This is a genomic window from Demequina pelophila (genome assembly GCF_000971175.1).
In the GTDB taxonomy this organism is placed as follows: domain Bacteria; phylum Actinomycetota; class Actinomycetes; order Actinomycetales; family Demequinaceae; genus Demequina; species Demequina pelophila.
Genome location: NZ_BBLY01000008.1, coordinates 1 through 16,568, shown reverse-complemented (window position 1 = coordinate 16,568; position 16,568 = coordinate 1). Strand labels below are relative to the sequence as shown.

Sequence of the window (16,568 nt, the reverse complement as noted above, 5' to 3'; positions counted from 1 at the left end):
CGGGGACCTCTGCTTTCGGGGGGACTAGCCGACGAGCATCCGTCCGGCGATGTAGACGAGCGCTCCCGCGGACAGAACGGGCGCGACCGCCGACGCTATTCCGGCCCACACGCCGGGAGGCCGCGGCTCGCGCCGCCCCAGCTCGGTGAGAAGAGTCACAATGACGCCGCACAGGAGGCCCGTCGCGCCGCCGGACCACCACGACAGCTCGGCGAAGAGCTCGCCGATCCCGGCGCCCACGCCGGTCGCCAGCACGAGCGCGAGCGCCGTGTTGAGCTGCGCGTAGGGGGTGAGGGCCGCGCCGACCGCGGCGATCGCGAGGGCGGCGCCGGCGACGACGACCAGGTGCTCGGCGCCCACGGTCCGGCTCGCGGCCACCCAGGAGGCGCCGGACGCGACCACGACCGCGCCCGCCGCGGTGGCGGCCACGGACGTCACGGTGCGCCCGCGGCTCGACTCGAAGAACACCTCCGACACCAGCGCGGCCACGACCATCGCGCCGAGTGCGATCACCATGTGGCGCAGGTACGGCTCGGTGCGCGCGAGCACCACTGAGGCGAGCGCCATGGCGCCGCCGCCCACGAGGATCACGGAGGCCTGGCGCTTGCGCGAGGCGCGCAGCAGGCCCGGCCAGCCGAGCGCGAGGGCGACGATGAGGCCCAGCACCGCGGCCGCGAGATAGCGCGTTCCGAGGAACCCGGCGCCGGCCACCAGCGCGGCCGCGGCGGCGCTCACGGTCGCACGGGTGGGGGCGTTCATGGCCGTTAGTGTCTCAGACGTTGGTCCCGCTATTGTGAGGCCCCATCGGAGGTGCCATGGCAGACCTGCTTGTCCTCTCACCGTCGGCCGACGGTGCTGCAGACGTCCTGCCGGCGCTCGCGCTGCTGTCTCACCGGACGCGCGTGGTCGCGCCGGAGCCGTCGGCCATGCTCGACGCGATGGACGCGGACATCCTGGTCATCGACGCCCGCGTGGACCTGGTCGAGGCGCGCAACAACTGCAACCTGGTGCAGGTGACCGGGGTCAACGCGCCCATCCTGCTGGTGCTGCGCGAGGGCGGCATGTCGATCGTCAACGCCGACTGGGGCGCCGCGGACGTGATCCTCGCGGAGGCGTCCCCCGCGGAGCTCGAGGCCCGCATCCGCCTGCTGCGCGGGCGCGCGAGCGTCGCGGACCCGCTCGAGCGCGCCGCGGAGTTCTCCTCCGGCGACCTCACCGTGGACGTGGGCGGCTACACCGCCCGACTCAAGGGCGTCGCCCTCGACCTCACCTACAAGGAGTTCGAGCTCCTCAAGTACCTCATGCAGCACCCCGGCCGGGTCTACACCCGCGACCAGCTCCTCCAGGAGGTGTGGGGCTTCGACTACTACGGCGGCACCCGCACCGTGGACGTCCACGTGCGCCGACTGCGCGCCAAGCTGGGCTCGGAGCACGAGCAGCTGATCGGCACGGTCCGCAACGTGGGATACCGCTTCGACCCGCCCCAGCCCGCGAAGGCGGCCGAGGGGGTCGCCACCGGCTGACCGTTAGACTCTCCCTGATTCACACCGTTGTCCATCCGGGGGAGCACCATGCCCAAGAGCCGCTCTGAGCGACTCGTCACGCGTCACGCCGTCCACCGCGCCGCCCCGCGCGTGTCCCGCTGAGCCCAGGGACGACCGTGCTGCCTTCCCTCGCCCTCGTCGCCGCCGCGACGATCGCCTCACCCTTCCTGGGCCGCTACGTCGGACGCAACTCCGGCTGGATCCTCGCCGTGCCGCTCGCGGCCGCCGCGGGCCTGCTGGTCGCCGCGGCCGGCGACGGGGTGGTCGAGACCTCCATCGACTGGCTGCCCACCCTGGGCGCCGCGCTGTCCCTGCGGCTCGACGGGCTGGCCCTCCTGTTCGGCCTGCTCGTGCTGGGCATCGGCGCCGTGGTCCTCGCCTATTCAGCGCGCTACCTCAAGCCGCGTCGGCACGGGGATTTCTTCGGCCTCATGACGCTCTTCGCGCTCGCGATGCTCGTGCTGGTGCTCTCGGACGACGTGGTGGTGCTGTTCGTCGCGTGGGAGGCCACCACGCTGTGCTCGTTCTTCCTCATCGGCCGCTCCGCGACCGGCACGCGCGAGCCCGCGGTCCGCACCCTGCTGGTGACCGCCTTCGGCGGACTCGCGCTGCTGTCCGCCGCGGTCGTCATGGCGGTGGGCACGGGCACCACCCGCCTGAGCGAGATCCTCGCGGACGACATCTGGGCCACCGACTCGACCTTCACGACCGTGGTCGCCGTCCTGCTCGCGATCGCCGCCTTCACCAAGTCCGCCCAGTTCCCGTTCCAGTCCTGGCTGCCCGACTCCATGGTCGCCATCACCCCCGTGAGCACCTACCTGCACGCCGCGGCGATGGTCAAGGCCGGCATCTACCTGCTGTTCCGCTTCTCGCCTGTGCTGGGCGAGGTGCCCGTGTGGCAGGGGATGCTCGTGGGCGCGGGCCTCATCACCGCCGCGCTCGGCGCGGTGGGCGCCCTGCGCCGCCACGACCTCAAGGAGCTCCTCGCCTACTCGACGGTGAGCCAGCTGGGCTTCCTGGTCGCGATGATCGGCGTGGGCACGCCCGACGCGATCGAGGCGGCGCTGGTGCACACGCTCGCGCACGCCCTGTTCAAGTCGGCGCTGTTCATGCTCGTCGGCGTCATCGACGTCCAGGCCGGCACGCGCGACATCCGTCGCCTGGGCGGCCTGCGCCGCCGCATGCCCGTCACCGCGACGCTCACGGTGCTCGCCGCATCGTCCATGGCCGGCATCCCGCCGCTGCTGGGCTTCCTCAGCAAGGAGGGCCTGCTCGAGGCGTTCTGGGATGCCCCGGGCGCCCCGTGGGTGGGCCCGGCCTTCGCCGTGACCATCGCGGTGCTCGCGGTGATGACGTTCGGCTACTCCGCTCGGATCGTGCTGGGCGCCTTCGGCGGCCCGGCGAGGGACGATGCAGGGGCCGTGGTCCCGCGCGAGGCCCCCGCGACGTTCTGGGGACCGGTCGCGCTGCCCGCGCTCGCGGGCGTCGTGCTGGGCCTGACCCCGTTCGTGCTCGACGGCCTGTTCGCCGACGCGGCCACCGCGGCCGCCGGCGTCGAGATGGACACGCACCTGGCGCTGTGGCACGGGGTCAACCCCGCGCTCGTGCTGTCGGTCATCATCCTGGTGCTGGGCATCGTGCTGGTGCTCGCCAGGGCCCGCGTGGACCGCGTGCTCCAGCCGCTCGACTCGCCCATCTCGGGCCTCGCCGTCGTCGACGCGCTCCGCGGCGGCCTCATCGCCGGCGGCAAGCGCATCGGCCACCTTACCCAGACCTTCGATCCCCGCCGCCACCTCGTGATGCCGGTGGTGGTGCTCGTGGCGATCGCCGCCGTCGTCGCCGCGTCCGGGCTCGACCTCGACCCGCGCATCCCCGGCGACTCGACCGCGCTCGACTGGGGGCTCCTCGCGTTCGTCTCGGTGGGCGTGGTCTGCGTGATCGTCGCCCGCACCCGCATGGCGGCCGTGGTGACCATCGGCGTGGTGGGCTTCGCGGTGACGTCGTGGTTCTTCGCGCTGGGCGCGGCGGACGTCGCGCTCACCCAGCTGCTCGTCGAGATCCTCACGCTCGTGGTGATGGTGCTGCTGCTGCGCCGCCTCCCGTGGAGCTTCCGCCAGCGCCGCCGCGGCAACCGCATCGCGCCCGGCCTGCTCGCCGTGGGCGCCGGCGTCGCGACCACGGCCGCGGTGCTCGCCTTCACCGGCCGGCGGGAGATGTCCGCCGCCGGCGAGTACTACGTCACCCAGGGCCCGGCCGAGACCGGCGGCGCGAACGTGGTCAACACGATCCTCGTGGACTTCCGCGCCCTGGACACCCTGGGCGAGCTCACGGTGCTCGGCATGGCCGGCATCGCGATCATGGTGCTGCTGCGCTCGCGTCGCGCGCTCGAGCCGCGCGAGCCCGAGCCGGTCATCGACACGGAGCTGCCCATCTCCGAGCCGCGCTCGAACACCGTGTTCATCCAGACCATCGCCCGCTTCGTGGGCCCGCTCACCGTCGTGCTGTCCGTGTTCGCGCTGCTGCGCGGCCACCAGGAGCCCGGCGGCGGCTTCATCGCCGCGCTGATCGGCGGCGCGGGCCTCGCGCTCGCGTACCTCGCGGCGCCGTCCGACGAGGAGGCACGCCTCAAGGTGCCGCACGTCGTCATGATCGCCGCGGGCATCGCCATCGCCGCGGGGGCGGGCTTCCTGGGCTACGCCGAGGGCTCGTTCCTCGCCCCCATCCACTGGGGCTACGTGGGCCCGGTCGGGATCACCAGCGCCCTGGTGTTCGACATCGGCGTGTACCTCGCCGTGATCGGCGTCGTGCTGGTCGCGCTCAACTACCTGGGCTCGCACCTGCTGGGCCTGCCGCCGGAGCGCATCGTGCAGGACAAGAGGATGCGCGGCCGCAACCGGGAGGAGGCGCCCCGCTCATGACCCTCGCCCTCGCCGCCGGCGTCATCGTGGCCGGCGCCGTCTACCTGTTCTCCCGTCGCGAGATGATGCGCGTGATCCTCGGCTTCGTGCTGCTCAGCCACGCGGTCAACCTCATGATCGTGGCCGCCGGCGGCACCTTCAACCGTGGCGAGCCCATCGGCAAGGATCTGGACCCGTCCGAGGTCGCCGACCCGCTGCCGCAGGCGTTCGTGCTCACCGCGATCGTCATCGCGTTCTCGATCACCATCTTCATGCTCGTGCTCGCCATCACCGGCCGCCGCGACGACGACGTCACCGACGACCCGGCGGCCGCCCAGTCGACCGCCGGCCCCGACCTGCCCGACCCGCGCTGGGATCCCGTGTCGCGCCGCGTCATCACCCCCGGAGAGGAGGACGACGCGTGACCGGCTCCGCGCTTGCGCTCTTCGTCGCCATCCCGCTCATCACCGCGGGCCTGCTCGTGCCGCTCAAGGAGCGGTGGCGGCTCAACGCGGCCGTGCTCATGACGGTGCTCGCCGGCTCGCTGGGCGGCGGCGTCGCCCTCGTCCTGGCCGCGCGCGACGGCTCGACCCTCGCCACCAGCATCGGGCTGTGGCAGGCGGGCATCGCCATCCCCTTCGCGGCGGACATGCTCACCGCGCTCATGCTCACCGCGACGGGGCTGCTCACGCTCACGTGCTCCGGCTTCGCGATCGCCACGCGCTACGCCTCGCACCGCTACTTCGCGCCGCTGGTGCTGGTGCTCACCGCGGGCGTCAACGGCGCCCTGCTCACGGCGGATCTGTTCAACCTCTTCGTGTTCATCGAGGTCATGCTGCTGCCCTCGTACGCGCTGTTCGTGCTCGCGGCCCCCGGCCGGGGACGGCTGTGGGCCGTCGCCGGCGCGCGCCTGTACGTCACCGTGAACCTGCTGACGTCGACCATCTTCCTCGCGGGCGTGGGCTTCGTGTACGGCGTGGCCGGCACGGTCAACCTCGCCGAGCTCGCCGGCGCCGCGAAGGAGGACGATGCGGTGGCCGCCGCCGTCGCGATCTGCCTGTTCGCGCTGTCGATCAAGGCGGCGGTCGTGCCGGTCCACGGCTGGCTCGCCCGCGCCTACCCCGCGACGTCGCCCACCGTGACCGCGATGTTCTCCGGCCTGCACACCAAGGTCGCCATCTACGCGATCTACCGCATCTACGCGGTGATCTTCGACGGCGACAGCCGCTTCCTGTGGATCGGCGTCGCGGCGTTCTCCATCACCATGGTGGTGGGCGTGCTGGGCGCGGTGGGCGAGACCACCACGCGCAACATCCTCGCCTTCCACATGATCAGTCAGATCGGCTACATCCTCATGGGCGTCGCGCTGTTCGGCCTCGTGGGCCTCACCGCCGGCATCTTCTACCTGATCCACCACATGATCGTGAAGGCCTCGCTGTTCCTCTCGACCGGCGCGGTCGAGGTCCGCTACGGCACCGGCTCGCTCGACCGGCTGGGCGGGCTGGCCAAGCGCGAGCCGTGGATCGCGGTGTCGTTCTTCGCCGCCGCCCTCTCGCTCGCCGGCGTGCCGCCGTTCTCCGGCTTCGTCGCGAAGCTGAGCCTGCTCATGGCGTCGCTGTCGGAGGGGCAGATCGTGGCCGCCGTGCTCATGGTGCTCGTCAGCATCGTGACCCTCATGTCGATGCTCAAGATCTGGTCCGGCGTGTTCTGGGGCCACCCGCCCGAGGGCCTGGATCCGGCGCCCGCCGGCGCGGACGCGCCGGCCGACCCCGACGAGGACGAGGCGGGCGCCGAGCCCGCCGCTGCGGCCGTCGCCGCCGCGTCGTCCGCCGCCGGGAGCGCCGCATCGTCCCCCGGCACCCAGGGAACAGCGCGCCCGGACGGCGCGGTCGCCACCCTGCCCGCGGACGCCGCCGTGTCGTCCGCCGAGCCGGGACGCCGGCGCATCGGCCCCGCGCTCATCGCGCCAGGGCTCGCGCTCGCGCTCGTCACGCTCACGCTGGGGCTCGGCGGCGAACTGCTGCTGTCCCTGTCCGAGACGGCGGCGCTGGGCCTGATGGACACGAGCGGCTTCGTCGAGGCGGTGCTGGGCCGATGACCTGGTTGACCTGGCCCTTCCGATTCGCGGGCTTCCTGCTGTGGTTCGCCTGGCAGGTGGTGCTGTCCAACGTCGCCGTCATCCGCGACAACCTCACCCCCGGGCAGGACTCGTCGCCCGGCATCATCACGTACGTCACGCGCTGCCGGACGGACCTCGAGCTCACCACGCTGGGCGCGCTCATCACCATCACGCCCGGCACGCTCACCCTGGGCACGTCGCCCGCGCGCGGCGAGGACGACGCCCGCCGGCTCCACGTGCACGGCATGTACCACGCGGACGCCCCGTCGCTGCGGGCGGAGCTCGCCGGCATCGAGGACCGCATGCTCCACGCGATGCGCCGTCAAGGAGGCCCCGCATGATCGGCATCGACATCGGCCTGGCGCTGCTGCTCATCGCGTGCCTGGCCAGCACCTACCGCATGGTCAAGGGCCCCACCGGCGCGGACCGCGCCGTCGCGGCGGACCTGCTGCTGTTCGGCATCGTGGGCATCATCGCGCTGATCGGCCTCAAGGTCGCCTCGCCCGCCCGCTTCGACATCGTGCTCGTCGCGAGCGTGGTGGGCTTCCTGGGCGCGCTGTCCCTCGCCCGCACCATCACCCGGGGGCACCGATGAGCATCCTCGAGATCGTCGGCCAGGTGGTCATCGTCCTGGGCGGCCTGGTGTTCCTGTCCGCCGCGCTGGGCGTGATCCGCTTCCCCGACCCGTACACGCGCACCTCCGCCGTGGGCACGGCGGGCGGCATCGGCATCGTGCTCGTGACCGTGGGCTGCCTGCTGGTGCACCCGAGCGTCTCCGACACCATCAAGGTCATCGCGATCGTCGTGCTCCAGCTCGCGACGTCCGCCGTCGGCTCGATCGCCATCGCGCGCTCGGCCTTCATCACCCACACGCCCATGTACGGGCCGGCGTTCACCGACCTCGAGTGGGAGGAGGCGGGCGAGCACGTCGCGGACGAGTGGGGAGCCGGCATCGAGCCGGGCGGGGACTCCTCCGAGGGCCGCCCGGACTGACCGGAACGGGGTCCGCCCGGACTGACCGGAGCGGGGACGACCCGCCCCGCCCGCGCGTGTCCCTACTCGGGTCGCACGCGCGCGCCCGGCGCGGTGGGGCACATCGCCGCGATCTCGCACTCGCCGCACTGCGGCTTGCGGGCGAGGCAGCGCCGGCGCCCGTGGAAGATCACCCGGTGGGACCACAGGGTCCACTCGCGCGGCTCGATGAGCGCCGCCAGGTCGCGCTCGACCGCGACAGGGTCCTCCTCGACGGTGAGGCCCAGCCGACGGGCCAGCCGTCCCATGTGGGTGTCCACCGTGATGCCCGGCACCCCGAACGCGTTGCCCAGGACCACGTTGGCGGTCTTGCGGCCCACGCCGCGCAGGGTCACCAGGTCCGCGAGCCGTCCCGGCACGTCGCCGTCGTAACGCTCGACGATGTCGCGCGACAGGCCCTGCAGCGACTCCGCCTTGGACCGGAAGAAGCCGGTGGGGCGGATGAGCTCCTCGAGCTCGGCCCGGTCCGCCGCCGCCATCGCGGGGGCGTCGGGGAAGCGCGCGAACAGGCCCGGCGTGACCTGGTTGACCCGCACGTCCGTGCACTGCGCGCTGAGCACCGTGGCGACCAGCAGCTGGAACGGGCCATCGAAGTCGAGCTCGCAGTGCGCGTCCGGGTAGACGGCCGCGAGCGTGCGGTTGACGGCCCGCGCGCGGCGCACGAGGGCGACCGGGGGGCGCTCCTGAGCGGCCGATGCGACGGTGAGCGGGGTCCTCGCCATGCGGCCACCCTAGCGGCGCTCAAGCCGCGCCCCCGGCGTTCCGATACACGGTAACGGGGAACCCGGCGCAGGTGCCGGGTCGAGGCGGCGTTCACACGGAGGTGACGTGCTCGCGATGGTCGACGGGACGGCGGTGGGGGAGCTGCGCCTGCGCCGCCGCGACCTCCGTCGCGCGCTCGCCCGGGTGCGGTGGTGGCGACGGCTGGTGCGCGCCCGGCGCGACCTGGTGACCGCCCACCTGGCACGTCCCGAGGCCGGGGGCGGGGGAGGGCTCGAGATCTCCTGGGAGGCGCTCGCCGCGGGGGCGCCCACGACCGCCGAGCTGGAGGAGGCGGTGTGGCCCGAGGAGCGGGGCTGGGGGCCCTCCACCCTCGACGATCTGGACGAACTCGACACGCGGCTGGCGGCCTACGAGACCAGGACCGCCGATTCGCTTGATAATGTGACGGCGCAGATGGTGCACCTGTTGGCGGCGGCTCGACGCCAGGAGGGCCACAACAGGTAAGGACGGCTGAACATGCCCGAGACAGCTCGCGAGGAGCAGCTCCTGCGCTCTTCGCCCCTGTTCGGCGGCATGGACGCCGCGATGGCGCGCTCCCTCATCGACCAGATGGGCCGCCGCGAGCTGGCCCGCGGGGAGACCATCTTCAACGAGGGCGAGGAGGGCTACGCGCTCTACGTCATCGTCAAGGGCAAGATCAAGCTGGCCCGCACCGCGCGCGACGGCCGCGAGAACCTGCTGTCCCTGCTGGGCGTGGGGGACATGCTCGGCGAGCTGTCCGTCTTCGACCCGGGCCCGCGCCTGTCGCGCGCCCACGCGGTCGAGGACTCCGTGGTCTACGAACTCCCCAAGGACGTGCTCGACGTGTGGCTCGACGACCACCTCGAGATGTCGCGCCACATGATGCGCGCGCTCGCGCAGCGCATCCGCCGCATGTCCAACACGATGGCGGACCTGGTGTTCTCGGACGTGCCCGGCCGTGTCGCCAAGGCGATCCTGGACCTGGGCCACCGCTTCGGGCGCATGGAGCGCGGCCACGTCACCGTGCGCCACGGACTCACGCAGGAGGAGCTCGCCCAGCTGGTGGGCGCCTCCCGCGAGACCGTCAACAAGGCCCTCGCGGACTTCGCCTCGCGCGGCTGGATCGACGTGCACATCGGCGCCGTCGACGTCTACGAGCCCGAGCGCCTGCGCGCGCGCTCGCGCTGAGCCGCACTCCTCCCGGGCCGTCCTCGTCGGGGACGGCGTCTCGACGTCCCCCGGGACGATGCGACGGCCGGGGGCCGTGCATCGTCCCCTGGGACGGGCAGCGCGGTCGGGCTAGGAGCGCAGGGCGACCGTGATCTCGACCTCGACGGGGGCGCCGAGCGGCAGGGCCGCGACGCCCACGGCGGAGCGTGCGTGGCGGCCGGCCTCGCCGAACACCTCGACGAGCAGGCTCGACGCGCCGTTGAGGACCGCGGGCTGCGCGGTGAAGCCGGGCGCGGAGGCCACGAAGCCGGTGATCTTGACGACCGACTCGATGTTGTCGAGGCCGCCGGCCGCCTGGGCGACCGCGGCGAGCGCGTTGAGGCAGGAGACGCGGGCGCATTCGGTGGCGCGCTCCGGCGTGACGTCGCCGGCGCGCTGGCCCACGAGGCCCACCGCGAGGAGATCGCCCTCGACGAGCGGGAGTTGGCCGGACGTGTAGACCAGGTCGCCGTGGCGGCGGGCGGGCATGTAGGTGCCCACCGGAGTGGCGACCTCGGGGAGCGCGAGGCCCAGGGCGGCGAGTCTCTGCGTGGCCGTCATCAGGCGGCCTTGGGGCGCTTGAGGTACGCGACCAGGCGGGTGCGGTCCTCGCCCATGGCGAGCACCTGGACCAGCTCCCAGCCGTCCTCTCCCCATTGGTCGAGGATCTGCTTGGTAGCATGGTCGATGAGCGGAACGGTCGCGTACTCCCACGTGCGTGTCATGGTGAGAGCCTATCTCCCCCCGTCCGCTCGGCTCCCCTCACGAGGCGGGGTCCCCTACGGCCCCGCGTAAGGTTGTTTCATGGCTCGATCCCAGCGACGTCCCCGTACCAAGGTGACGTTCGTCCAGTTCGTCACGGCAGTGGCGCTGTTCGTCGGACTCGCCATCATGGGTGGCTTCCTGCTCGCCGGCCTCGCCCTGCCCGCCGTCACGGTCGCGGGCCAGGCGGCGAAGGGCTCCTCGGAGCTCTTCGAGGAGCTCCCCCAGGAGCTGAGCGACGTGCGCCTGCCGCAGCAGTCGAACATCTACGACCGCACGGGCAACTACCTCCTCGCGACGTTCTACGAGCAGAACCGCGTGGTGGTGCCCCTCGAGGAGATCTCCCCCTGGCTGGTCAAGGCCGTCGTCGCGATCGAGGACAAGCGCTTCTTCGAGCACCACGGCGTGGACGGCGAGGGCCTCATGCGCGCCGTGTACGTCAACCTCACCTCCGACAGCTCTCCCGGTGCGTCGACGCTGACGCAGCAGCTGGTGAAGAACACGATCCTCCAGCAGGCCATCGCCTCGGAGGACGAGGACGCGATCGCCGAGGCCACGGAGGTCTCGCTCGCCCGCAAGATCCGCGAGTGGCGCCTGGCGCTCGCGCTCGAGGAGAACCTGGACAACCAGTACGGCGTCGAGTGCTCGGAGGACAACCCCGCGGTGGACTGCGGCAAGGAGCAGATCCTCCAGCAGTACCTCAACATCGCGCAGTTCGGTCCCAACACCTACGGTGTCGAGGCCGCGTCCCAGTACTACTTCGACAAGCCCGCCAAGGACCTCAACGCGATCGAGGCGGCGACGGTCGCGGGCATCACCCAGAACCCGTCCAAGTGGAACCCGCTGCGCTTCCCCGAGAACGCGACGCAGCGCCGCAACACCGTGCTGCTCACCATGTACGAGCAGGGCGACATCACGCGCGCCGAGTTCGACGAGTACATCTCGACGCCGCTCGAGGACACCATGGACGTCAACCGTCCCAAGGTCTCCTGCGTCGCGTCCGAGCACGCCCCGTTCTTCTGCGACTACGTCACGCGCATCATCCGTACCGACGACGTGTTCAACCAGGACGACCTCGAGCTGTCCGGCTCGGACCTGCTGCTGCAGGGCGGCCTCGACATCGTCACCACGCTCGACCTCGACAAGCAGAAGATCGCGAACGAGGAGCTCCAGGCCTCCCTGCCGGCGGACGACCCCTCCGGGTGGGCGGCGGCGCTCGTGTCGCTCGACCCCGACAACGGCGAGGTGCTCGCCATGGCGCAGTCGAAGGAGTTCGACCCCGCCGCGGACTCGAACGACTCGACGGCGATCAACTACTCGGTGAGCGTCGACGAGGGCGGCTCGCGAGGCTTCTCGCCCGGCTCGACCTTCAAGCCCGTGGTGCTCACCGCGTGGCTGCGCGACGGCCGCTCCCTGCAGGAGACCATCGACGGTCGCCAGAAGGACTTCGACATGTCGACCTGGACGGCGACCGAGTGCCTGGACCCGGGCAACGACCACCCGTTCACCGGCCAGCCCGAGTGGGGCCCCGGTAACGTCGAGGGCTACAACGCGAACTTCCAGACCGTGCTGCACGCGACCGCGAACTCCGTCAACACCGCCTACGCGGAGATGGCCAACCAGCTGGACCTGTGCGACATCAAGCAGACGGCCGAGGACCTGGGCTTCCGCCGCGCCGACGGCGCGGAGATCCAGGCCGTGCCGTCGATGGCGCTGGGCGTCAACGAGGCCTCCCCGCTCACCATGGCGCAGGTGGCCCAGGTGTTCGCGAACGGCGGTGTCCGCTGCGATCCGCGCGCGATCCTCTCCGTCGTCGACGCCGAGGGCAACTCCCTCGATGTGCCGCCGGACCGGTGCGAGCGCGTGATCGAGAAGGAGGTCGCCGATGGCGTCGTCTACGGCATGCGCGAGGTCATGAAGGCCGGAACAGGCAAGGCGCTCAACCTCGACGGCGGCCGCCAGGCCGCCGGCAAGACCGGCACCGCGCAGGAGAACACCCACACGTGGTTCATGGGCTACACGCCGCAGCTGGTCACCACGGTGTGGATCGGCAACCCCAACAAGAACGAGCCGGGTCAGAACATCACCCTGGGCGGCCAGTACTTCAGGTACCTGTACGGCTCGTCGCTCGCCGGCCCCACGTGGCAGAACTACATGAACCGGGCGCTCGAGGGCGCGGAGATGCTCACCTTCGACGACCCCACGACCAAGGTGCTCCAGGGCGAGCCGCGACCGGTGCCCAGCATCATCGGCCTCAGCGAGTCCCAGGCGCGCCGGGTCCTCGCGGCCGAGGGCTTCAAGCTCGCGGCGGGCGGCGGCGAGCGCTACACGCTCTCCTACGCCGAGGGCACCATCGTGGGGCAGACGCCCTCCGCCAACTGGCGCGCCCTGCCCGGCAGCACCGTCGGGTACGTGACGGCGACGCACACGCCGCCGCCCCCGGAGCCCGAGCCGGAGCCCGAGGAGTCGCCCAGCGACGACGGGTCGGACGACTCGTCGAACGACGACGGCGGCAACGACTCGTCGTCCAATGACGGCGGCGGCGACTCGTCGTCCAATGACGACGCGTCGCAGAACAACGACAACGGCGGTGGCCGCGGCAACAACGGCGGTGGCCGCGGCAACAACGGCGGCGACGACTGATGCGCGGTTCCAGGTGGGTCGCGTCCGCGGCCCTCGTCGCGGGCGGCGCGCTCGCCTGGAGCCTCGTCGAGGCGCGCTCCTACGTGCTCCGGCGCGTCGAGGTGCCGGTGCTGCCCGCGGGCTCGCGCCCGGTGCGGATCCTGCACCTGTCGGACCTGCACCTCACGCCCTCGCAGCGCGACAAGGTGGCGTGGGTGCGCGATCTCGCGTCCGAGCCGCTCGACGCCGTCATCACCACCGGTGACAACCTCGCGCACCTCGAGGCGGTGCCCACCGCGCTCGAGGCGCTCGAGCCGCTCGGCTCGCTGCCCGGCGCGTTCGTGTTCGGGTCGAACGACTACCACGGCCCGCGGCCCAAGAACCCGCTCACCTATCTGGTCCGCCCCACCACGCTCAAGGAGTCGCAGGCGGCGCTGCCGGTCGAGGACCTGCGGGCGGGGCTGCGCGGCTTCGGCTGGGTGGATCTCAACAACGCCCGCGGCGAGCTCGAGGCCGCGGGGGCGCGGTTCGAGCTCGTGGGCGTCGACGATCCGCACATCGGCCTCGACGCGATGCCCGCACCCGCCGCGCGCGGCGAGGGCGTCACGGCGCGCCTGGGCGTCGCCCACGCGCCCTACACGCGCATCCTGGACCAGATGAGCGCCGACGGCGCGGACCTCATCCTGGCGGGGCACACGCACGGCGGGCAGGTGTGCGTGCCGTTCTACGGTGCCCTCGTCACCAACTGCGACCTCGACACGGCGCGGGCGTCCGGGCTCCACGGCTGGCCCGGCGTGCGGCCGGACTCGGGCGGCTCGGGCGCGTTCGTGCACGTGTCGGCCGGGCTGGGCACCTCGCCCTACACGCCCATCCGCCTCGCCTGCCGTCCCGAGGCCACCGTCCTCACCCTGGTGCCCCGGGCCTGAGGCGCACCCTCCCGGGGCGTGTGCGCCTCGTCTCCCGCGCATCGTCCACGGGAACCGGCCCATCCGGGACCTCGATTCGCTTTTGTGGGACCACGTCCGGTATTCTGACCGGGCTCAAAAACGGGGTGTGGCGCAGCTTGGTAGCGCGCCTCGTTCGGGACGAGGAGGCCGCAGGTTCAAATCCTGTCACCCCGACGTTTTGAAGGCCGAAGGGGCCGGATCCATCAGGATCCGGCCCCTTCGTCATGTCCGGGGCGCGTGCCGCGGGCCCCGGCTACGCGAGCGCGAAGACCGTGAGCAGCGCGCCCGCGGCGAGCAGTCCGAGCAGCCCCACCGGCACGCCCACGTGCACCATGTCGCGCGTCTCGGCCACGCCCATCGCGTAGGCGATCGAGTTGGGCGGCGTGCTCACCGGCAGCGCCATCGCGAGCGAGCAGGCCACGGTGGTCATGAGCAGGGCCGGCAGCGGGTCGCCCAGGGCGGGGGCCGAGGCTCCCAGCGCGGCCACGATGGGCAGCAGCAGGGCGGCGGTGGCCGTGTTGGAGATGAAGGTGCTCATGACGAGCCCGATGAGGCCCACGGCGGCGACGATCGCCCAGCCGCTCATGTCCTCGAACGGCACCTGGTCGACCATCCAGCTGCTCAGCCCGGTGGCGAACATCGCGTTGCCCAGCGCGATGCCGCCGGCGACGAGCCACAGCACCTCCCAGTTGAGGGAGCGCAGGTCGGGCGCGGTCATCACGCCGGTGACCAGGAAGGCCGCGATGGGCAGCATGGCGACCACGGTCGCGGGGACGCCGTGCCAGCCGCCGGTGACCCACAGCAGCACGGTGAGGGCGAACGTCGCGTAGACGACGATGGCGCGCGGCGACCGCGCCCAGGTCGAGGCGATGCTCAGCCGCACCTCGGTGGTCTCGGAGCGGTACAGGAGCCCCAGCACCGCCCACGCGACGGCGAGCATCACGATCACGAACGGCACGGCGACGAGCATCCACTGGCCGAAGCCGATCGGATCGATCCCCAGCGAGTTGCCCGGCCCCACGTAGGTGAACGCGACCGCGTTGGGCGGGGTGCCGATCGGGGTGCCGATGCCGCCGATGTTCGCGCCGATGGGGATGGCGAGCACCACCGCCCGCCGGGCCGGGTCCCCCGCGGGCATGGCGGCGATGACGGGCGCGGCGACCGCGAGCATCATCGCGGCGGTCGCGGTGTTGGACATGAACATCGAGAACAGCGCCGTGATGAGCATCAGCGCCAACACCACGAGCGGCGTGCGCGTGCCGAACGGCGCCAGGATCACGCGCGCCAGGTTGAGATCGAGCCGGTACTTGGTGGCCGCGGCGGCGAGGAAGAATCCGCCCAGGAACAGGATGATGATGGGGTCCGCGAAGCCCGCGATGATGTCCTCGTACGCGAGCACGGTCGCGTCGTCGGGGAGCGCGAGCGGCGGCGGGACCCGGTCGGAGATGAGCAGCAGCTGGGCGAAGATCACCACGATCGACGTGGCGAAGATGGGGATGGGCTCGAGCACCCAGGCGAGGACCGCGAACACGAAGATCGCGAGCAGGCGGTGCTGGACCTCGTCGAGCCCGCCGAACGCGGGGGCGAGCAGCACGGCGAGGGGCACGAGCGCGACGATGAGCGGGCGCCAGGACACGGCGGCGGCTCGCTTCAGCGCAATCACGCCCCGACGCTAGCAACGCCGGGACGCGCGCCCGGACCGAAACGGCGCAGGTGAGACGGACCCCACACGGCCACCCGCCCGGCGTCAGGCCACCCGCCCGGCGTCAGCGGTGGGCGACCATGGGGACCCAGCCGTGGATCGCGGTCGCGTGTTGCGAGGAGCAGGTCCTGCTGTTCGACCGCGCTGTCCGCGATTCGCGGGCGTCGCCATCGGAGGCGGCACCCGCCGGTGGGCCGGGACCGGGGGAGAGGATCATGTCTCGACACCTGCCACACCGGGCGGCGCTGGCCGCGCTCGCGGCCGCGGGGCTCACGGTGGCCGTGGCCGCGCCAGGCTCGGCGCGGACCGAGGTCGAACGGTACGAGGGGCTCGTCGGCTGGCTCTTCGACAACTCCACGCGCAGCGACGGCGTCTCCGGACTGGAGGAGGACCTGCTGGGCGTGGTCAACGGCGAGCTGGACGGCTTCTGCGTCGGCGGCGAGCCGGACACCACCCAGGTTCTCGGGCGGATCAAGGACGGGGCCGTCATCGACATCTTCGAGCGCAACGTCAGCACCACCATCAGCCTCTACGACGGCGGAGGCCTCGACTTCTTCGCGTGGGCGTTCACCGTCTACTGCCCGGCGCTCGAGGCGGGCGACGCACCGCCGCCCGTCGCGACGGGCACGGGGATCCTCAAGACCCGCGCCACCATCGATGAAACGGACTTCCCGTCCGAGGTGGTCATCGATGTCGCCACCGAGGTGCGGGGATCGGTGGTCACCGGCGACGGCGACAGGTGGGTCGTGCGGCTGGCCGAGGAGTACACGGTGACCGAGGAGTGGCCGCCGGAGCCGGGTCCGCCGCTGAGCGTCGAGTTCGAGAGCCACTTCTTCGGGATCGACGTCCTGAACCGGCGCTGAGCGTCCGGCGTGCCCTCGGCCGGAGCGATCGGAGGTCTGGCCCAACCGATCCGCGACGTGACGTGTTCTCAGGTCACGGTTCCGGGGTCGCCGCGCTCGTCGCGACTCGCGGGCGCCTCCATCGGGG

The 16,568-nt window shown here is 72.1% G+C and carries 17 protein-coding genes and 1 tRNA gene; 13 read left to right on the top strand and 5 right to left on the bottom strand.

The genetic code is table 11. The features are described 5' to 3' along the window. Nucleotides 1-24: 24 nt before the first annotated feature. Complete coding sequence (locus AOM03_RS11290; protein WP_062381434.1) at nt 25-759, bottom strand: hypothetical protein; 735 nt, start codon at nt 757-759, stop codon at nt 25-27. A gap of 56 nt (nt 760-815) precedes the next feature. On the opposite strand from AOM03_RS11290, the gene AOM03_RS11285 reads away from it, so the two are divergent. The 7 genes from AOM03_RS11285 (at nt 816) to AOM03_RS11255 (ending at nt 7,553) form a co-directional block, all read left to right on the top strand. Then, a complete protein-coding gene (locus AOM03_RS11285; RefSeq protein WP_062381432.1) occupies nt 816-1,523 on the top strand; it encodes a response regulator transcription factor in 708 nt (235 codons plus the stop codon). Between the two features lie 137 nt (nt 1,524-1,660). Continuing rightward, nucleotides 1,661-4,462 (top strand): DUF4040 family protein, encoded by a 2,802-nt coding sequence (locus tag AOM03_RS11280; protein WP_082092376.1) that lies wholly within the window; start codon nt 1,661-1,663, stop codon nt 4,460-4,462. After that, a complete protein-coding gene (locus AOM03_RS11275) occupies nt 4,459-4,866 on the top strand; it encodes a sodium:proton antiporter (protein WP_082092375.1) in 408 nt (135 codons plus the stop codon). The genes AOM03_RS11280 and AOM03_RS11275 overlap by 4 nt, the downstream gene beginning before the upstream one ends. Next, nucleotides 4,863-6,539 carry a monovalent cation/H+ antiporter subunit D family protein gene (locus AOM03_RS11270; protein ID WP_062381430.1) on the top strand — a complete coding sequence of 559 codons (1,677 nt, stop codon included), beginning with the start codon at nt 4,863-4,865 and terminating at the stop codon, nt 6,537-6,539. The genes AOM03_RS11275 and AOM03_RS11270 overlap by 4 nt, the downstream gene beginning before the upstream one ends. Next, nucleotides 6,536-6,901 carry a Na+/H+ antiporter subunit E gene (locus tag AOM03_RS11265; RefSeq protein WP_062381428.1) on the top strand — a complete coding sequence of 122 codons (366 nt, stop codon included), beginning with the start codon at nt 6,536-6,538 and terminating at the stop codon, nt 6,899-6,901. The genes AOM03_RS11270 and AOM03_RS11265 overlap by 4 nt, the downstream gene beginning before the upstream one ends. Further along, complete coding sequence (locus AOM03_RS11260) at nt 6,898-7,155, top strand: MrpF/PhaF family protein (protein ID WP_062381421.1); 258 nt, start codon at nt 6,898-6,900, stop codon at nt 7,153-7,155. The genes AOM03_RS11265 and AOM03_RS11260 overlap by 4 nt, the downstream gene beginning before the upstream one ends. Beyond that, entirely contained in the window at nt 7,152-7,553 is a 402-nt protein-coding gene (locus AOM03_RS11255) for a cation:proton antiporter (RefSeq protein ID WP_062381419.1), read from the top strand. The genes AOM03_RS11260 and AOM03_RS11255 overlap by 4 nt, the downstream gene beginning before the upstream one ends. A gap of 62 nt (nt 7,554-7,615) precedes the next feature. Here AOM03_RS11255 and nth read toward each other — a convergent pair whose 3' ends face one another. Continuing rightward, on the bottom strand, nt 7,616-8,314 hold the full coding sequence (gene nth / locus AOM03_RS11250; RefSeq protein WP_062381417.1) for an endonuclease III: 699 nt from the start codon (nt 8,312-8,314) through the stop codon (nt 7,616-7,618). A 106-nt stretch (nt 8,315-8,420) separates the two neighbouring features. Here nth and AOM03_RS11245 point away from each other — a divergent pair, with 106 nt between their 5' ends. Further along, entirely contained in the window at nt 8,421-8,819 is a 399-nt protein-coding gene (locus AOM03_RS11245) for a hypothetical protein (RefSeq protein WP_062381415.1), read from the top strand. 12 nt (nt 8,820-8,831) lie between these two features. After that, the gene (locus AOM03_RS11240) at nt 8,832-9,524 is read left to right on the top strand and encodes a Crp/Fnr family transcriptional regulator (RefSeq protein WP_062381413.1); all 693 of its coding nucleotides are present in this window, start codon (nt 8,832-8,834) and stop codon (nt 9,522-9,524) included. Between the two features lie 111 nt (nt 9,525-9,635). Here AOM03_RS11240 and AOM03_RS11235 read toward each other — a convergent pair whose 3' ends face one another. Beyond that, nucleotides 9,636-10,106 carry a RidA family protein gene (locus tag AOM03_RS11235; protein ID WP_062381412.1) on the bottom strand — a complete coding sequence of 157 codons (471 nt, stop codon included), beginning with the start codon at nt 10,104-10,106 and terminating at the stop codon, nt 9,636-9,638. Further along, entirely contained in the window at nt 10,106-10,270 is a 165-nt protein-coding gene (gene sp36, locus AOM03_RS12545; RefSeq protein WP_082092374.1) for a Sp36 family protein, read from the bottom strand. The genes AOM03_RS11235 and sp36 overlap by 1 nt, the downstream gene beginning before the upstream one ends. Nucleotides 10,271-10,349: 79 nt before the next feature. On the opposite strand from sp36, the gene AOM03_RS11230 reads away from it, so the two are divergent. The 3 genes from AOM03_RS11230 (at nt 10,350) to AOM03_RS11220 (ending at nt 14,050) form a co-directional block, all read left to right on the top strand. Then, nucleotides 10,350-12,950: a penicillin-binding protein gene (locus AOM03_RS11230; protein WP_082092373.1), complete on the top strand. Its 2,601-nt coding sequence runs from the start codon at nt 10,350-10,352 to the stop codon at nt 12,948-12,950. After that, nucleotides 12,950-13,855 (top strand): metallophosphoesterase, encoded by a 906-nt coding sequence (locus AOM03_RS11225; protein ID WP_062381404.1) that lies wholly within the window; start codon nt 12,950-12,952, stop codon nt 13,853-13,855. The genes AOM03_RS11230 and AOM03_RS11225 overlap by 1 nt, the downstream gene beginning before the upstream one ends. 121 nt (nt 13,856-13,976) lie before the next feature. Then, nucleotides 13,977-14,050, top strand: a tRNA-Pro gene (locus tag AOM03_RS11220). 79 nt (nt 14,051-14,129) lie between these two features. Here AOM03_RS11220 and AOM03_RS11215 read toward each other — a convergent pair. After that, a complete protein-coding gene (locus AOM03_RS11215; RefSeq protein WP_227589978.1) occupies nt 14,130-15,539 on the bottom strand; it encodes an SLC13 family permease in 1,410 nt (469 codons plus the stop codon). Between the two features lie 254 nt (nt 15,540-15,793). Here AOM03_RS11215 and AOM03_RS11210 point away from each other — a divergent pair, with 254 nt between their 5' ends. Further along, nucleotides 15,794-16,441, top strand: a complete 648-nt coding sequence (locus AOM03_RS11210) for a hypothetical protein (RefSeq protein WP_062381402.1) — start codon at nt 15,794-15,796, stop codon at nt 16,439-16,441. The last annotated feature ends 127 nt before the right edge of the window (nt 16,442-16,568 follow it).

What these genes read in the sequence shown, in the direction of transcription:
- nth (WP_062381417.1), bottom strand. Translation starts at nt 8,314, where the DNA reads ATGGCGAGGACCCCGCTCACCGTCGCATCGGCCGCTCAGGAGCGCCCC.
- AOM03_RS11275 (WP_082092375.1), top strand. Translation starts at nt 4,459, where the DNA reads ATGACCCTCGCCCTCGCCGCCGGCGTCATCGTGGCCGGCGCCGTCTAC.
- AOM03_RS11225 (WP_062381404.1), top strand. Translation starts at nt 12,950, where the DNA reads ATGCGCGGTTCCAGGTGGGTCGCGTCCGCGGCCCTCGTCGCGGGCGGC.
- AOM03_RS11235 (WP_062381412.1), bottom strand. Translation starts at nt 10,106, where the DNA reads ATGACGGCCACGCAGAGACTCGCCGCCCTGGGCCTCGCGCTCCCCGAG.
- sp36 (WP_082092374.1), bottom strand. Translation starts at nt 10,270, where the DNA reads ATGACACGCACGTGGGAGTACGCGACCGTTCCGCTCATCGACCATGCT.
- AOM03_RS11285 (WP_062381432.1), top strand. Translation starts at nt 816, where the DNA reads ATGGCAGACCTGCTTGTCCTCTCACCGTCGGCCGACGGTGCTGCAGAC.
- AOM03_RS11240 (WP_062381413.1), top strand. Translation starts at nt 8,832, where the DNA reads ATGCCCGAGACAGCTCGCGAGGAGCAGCTCCTGCGCTCTTCGCCCCTG.
- AOM03_RS11210 (WP_062381402.1), top strand. Translation starts at nt 15,794, where the DNA reads ATGTCTCGACACCTGCCACACCGGGCGGCGCTGGCCGCGCTCGCGGCC.
- AOM03_RS11260 (WP_062381421.1), top strand. Translation starts at nt 6,898, where the DNA reads ATGATCGGCATCGACATCGGCCTGGCGCTGCTGCTCATCGCGTGCCTG.
- AOM03_RS11230 (WP_082092373.1), top strand. Translation starts at nt 10,350, where the DNA reads ATGGCTCGATCCCAGCGACGTCCCCGTACCAAGGTGACGTTCGTCCAG.
- AOM03_RS11255 (WP_062381419.1), top strand. Translation starts at nt 7,152, where the DNA reads ATGAGCATCCTCGAGATCGTCGGCCAGGTGGTCATCGTCCTGGGCGGC.
- AOM03_RS11290 (WP_062381434.1), bottom strand. Translation starts at nt 759, where the DNA reads ATGAACGCCCCCACCCGTGCGACCGTGAGCGCCGCCGCGGCCGCGCTG.
- AOM03_RS11265 (WP_062381428.1), top strand. Translation starts at nt 6,536, where the DNA reads ATGACCTGGTTGACCTGGCCCTTCCGATTCGCGGGCTTCCTGCTGTGG.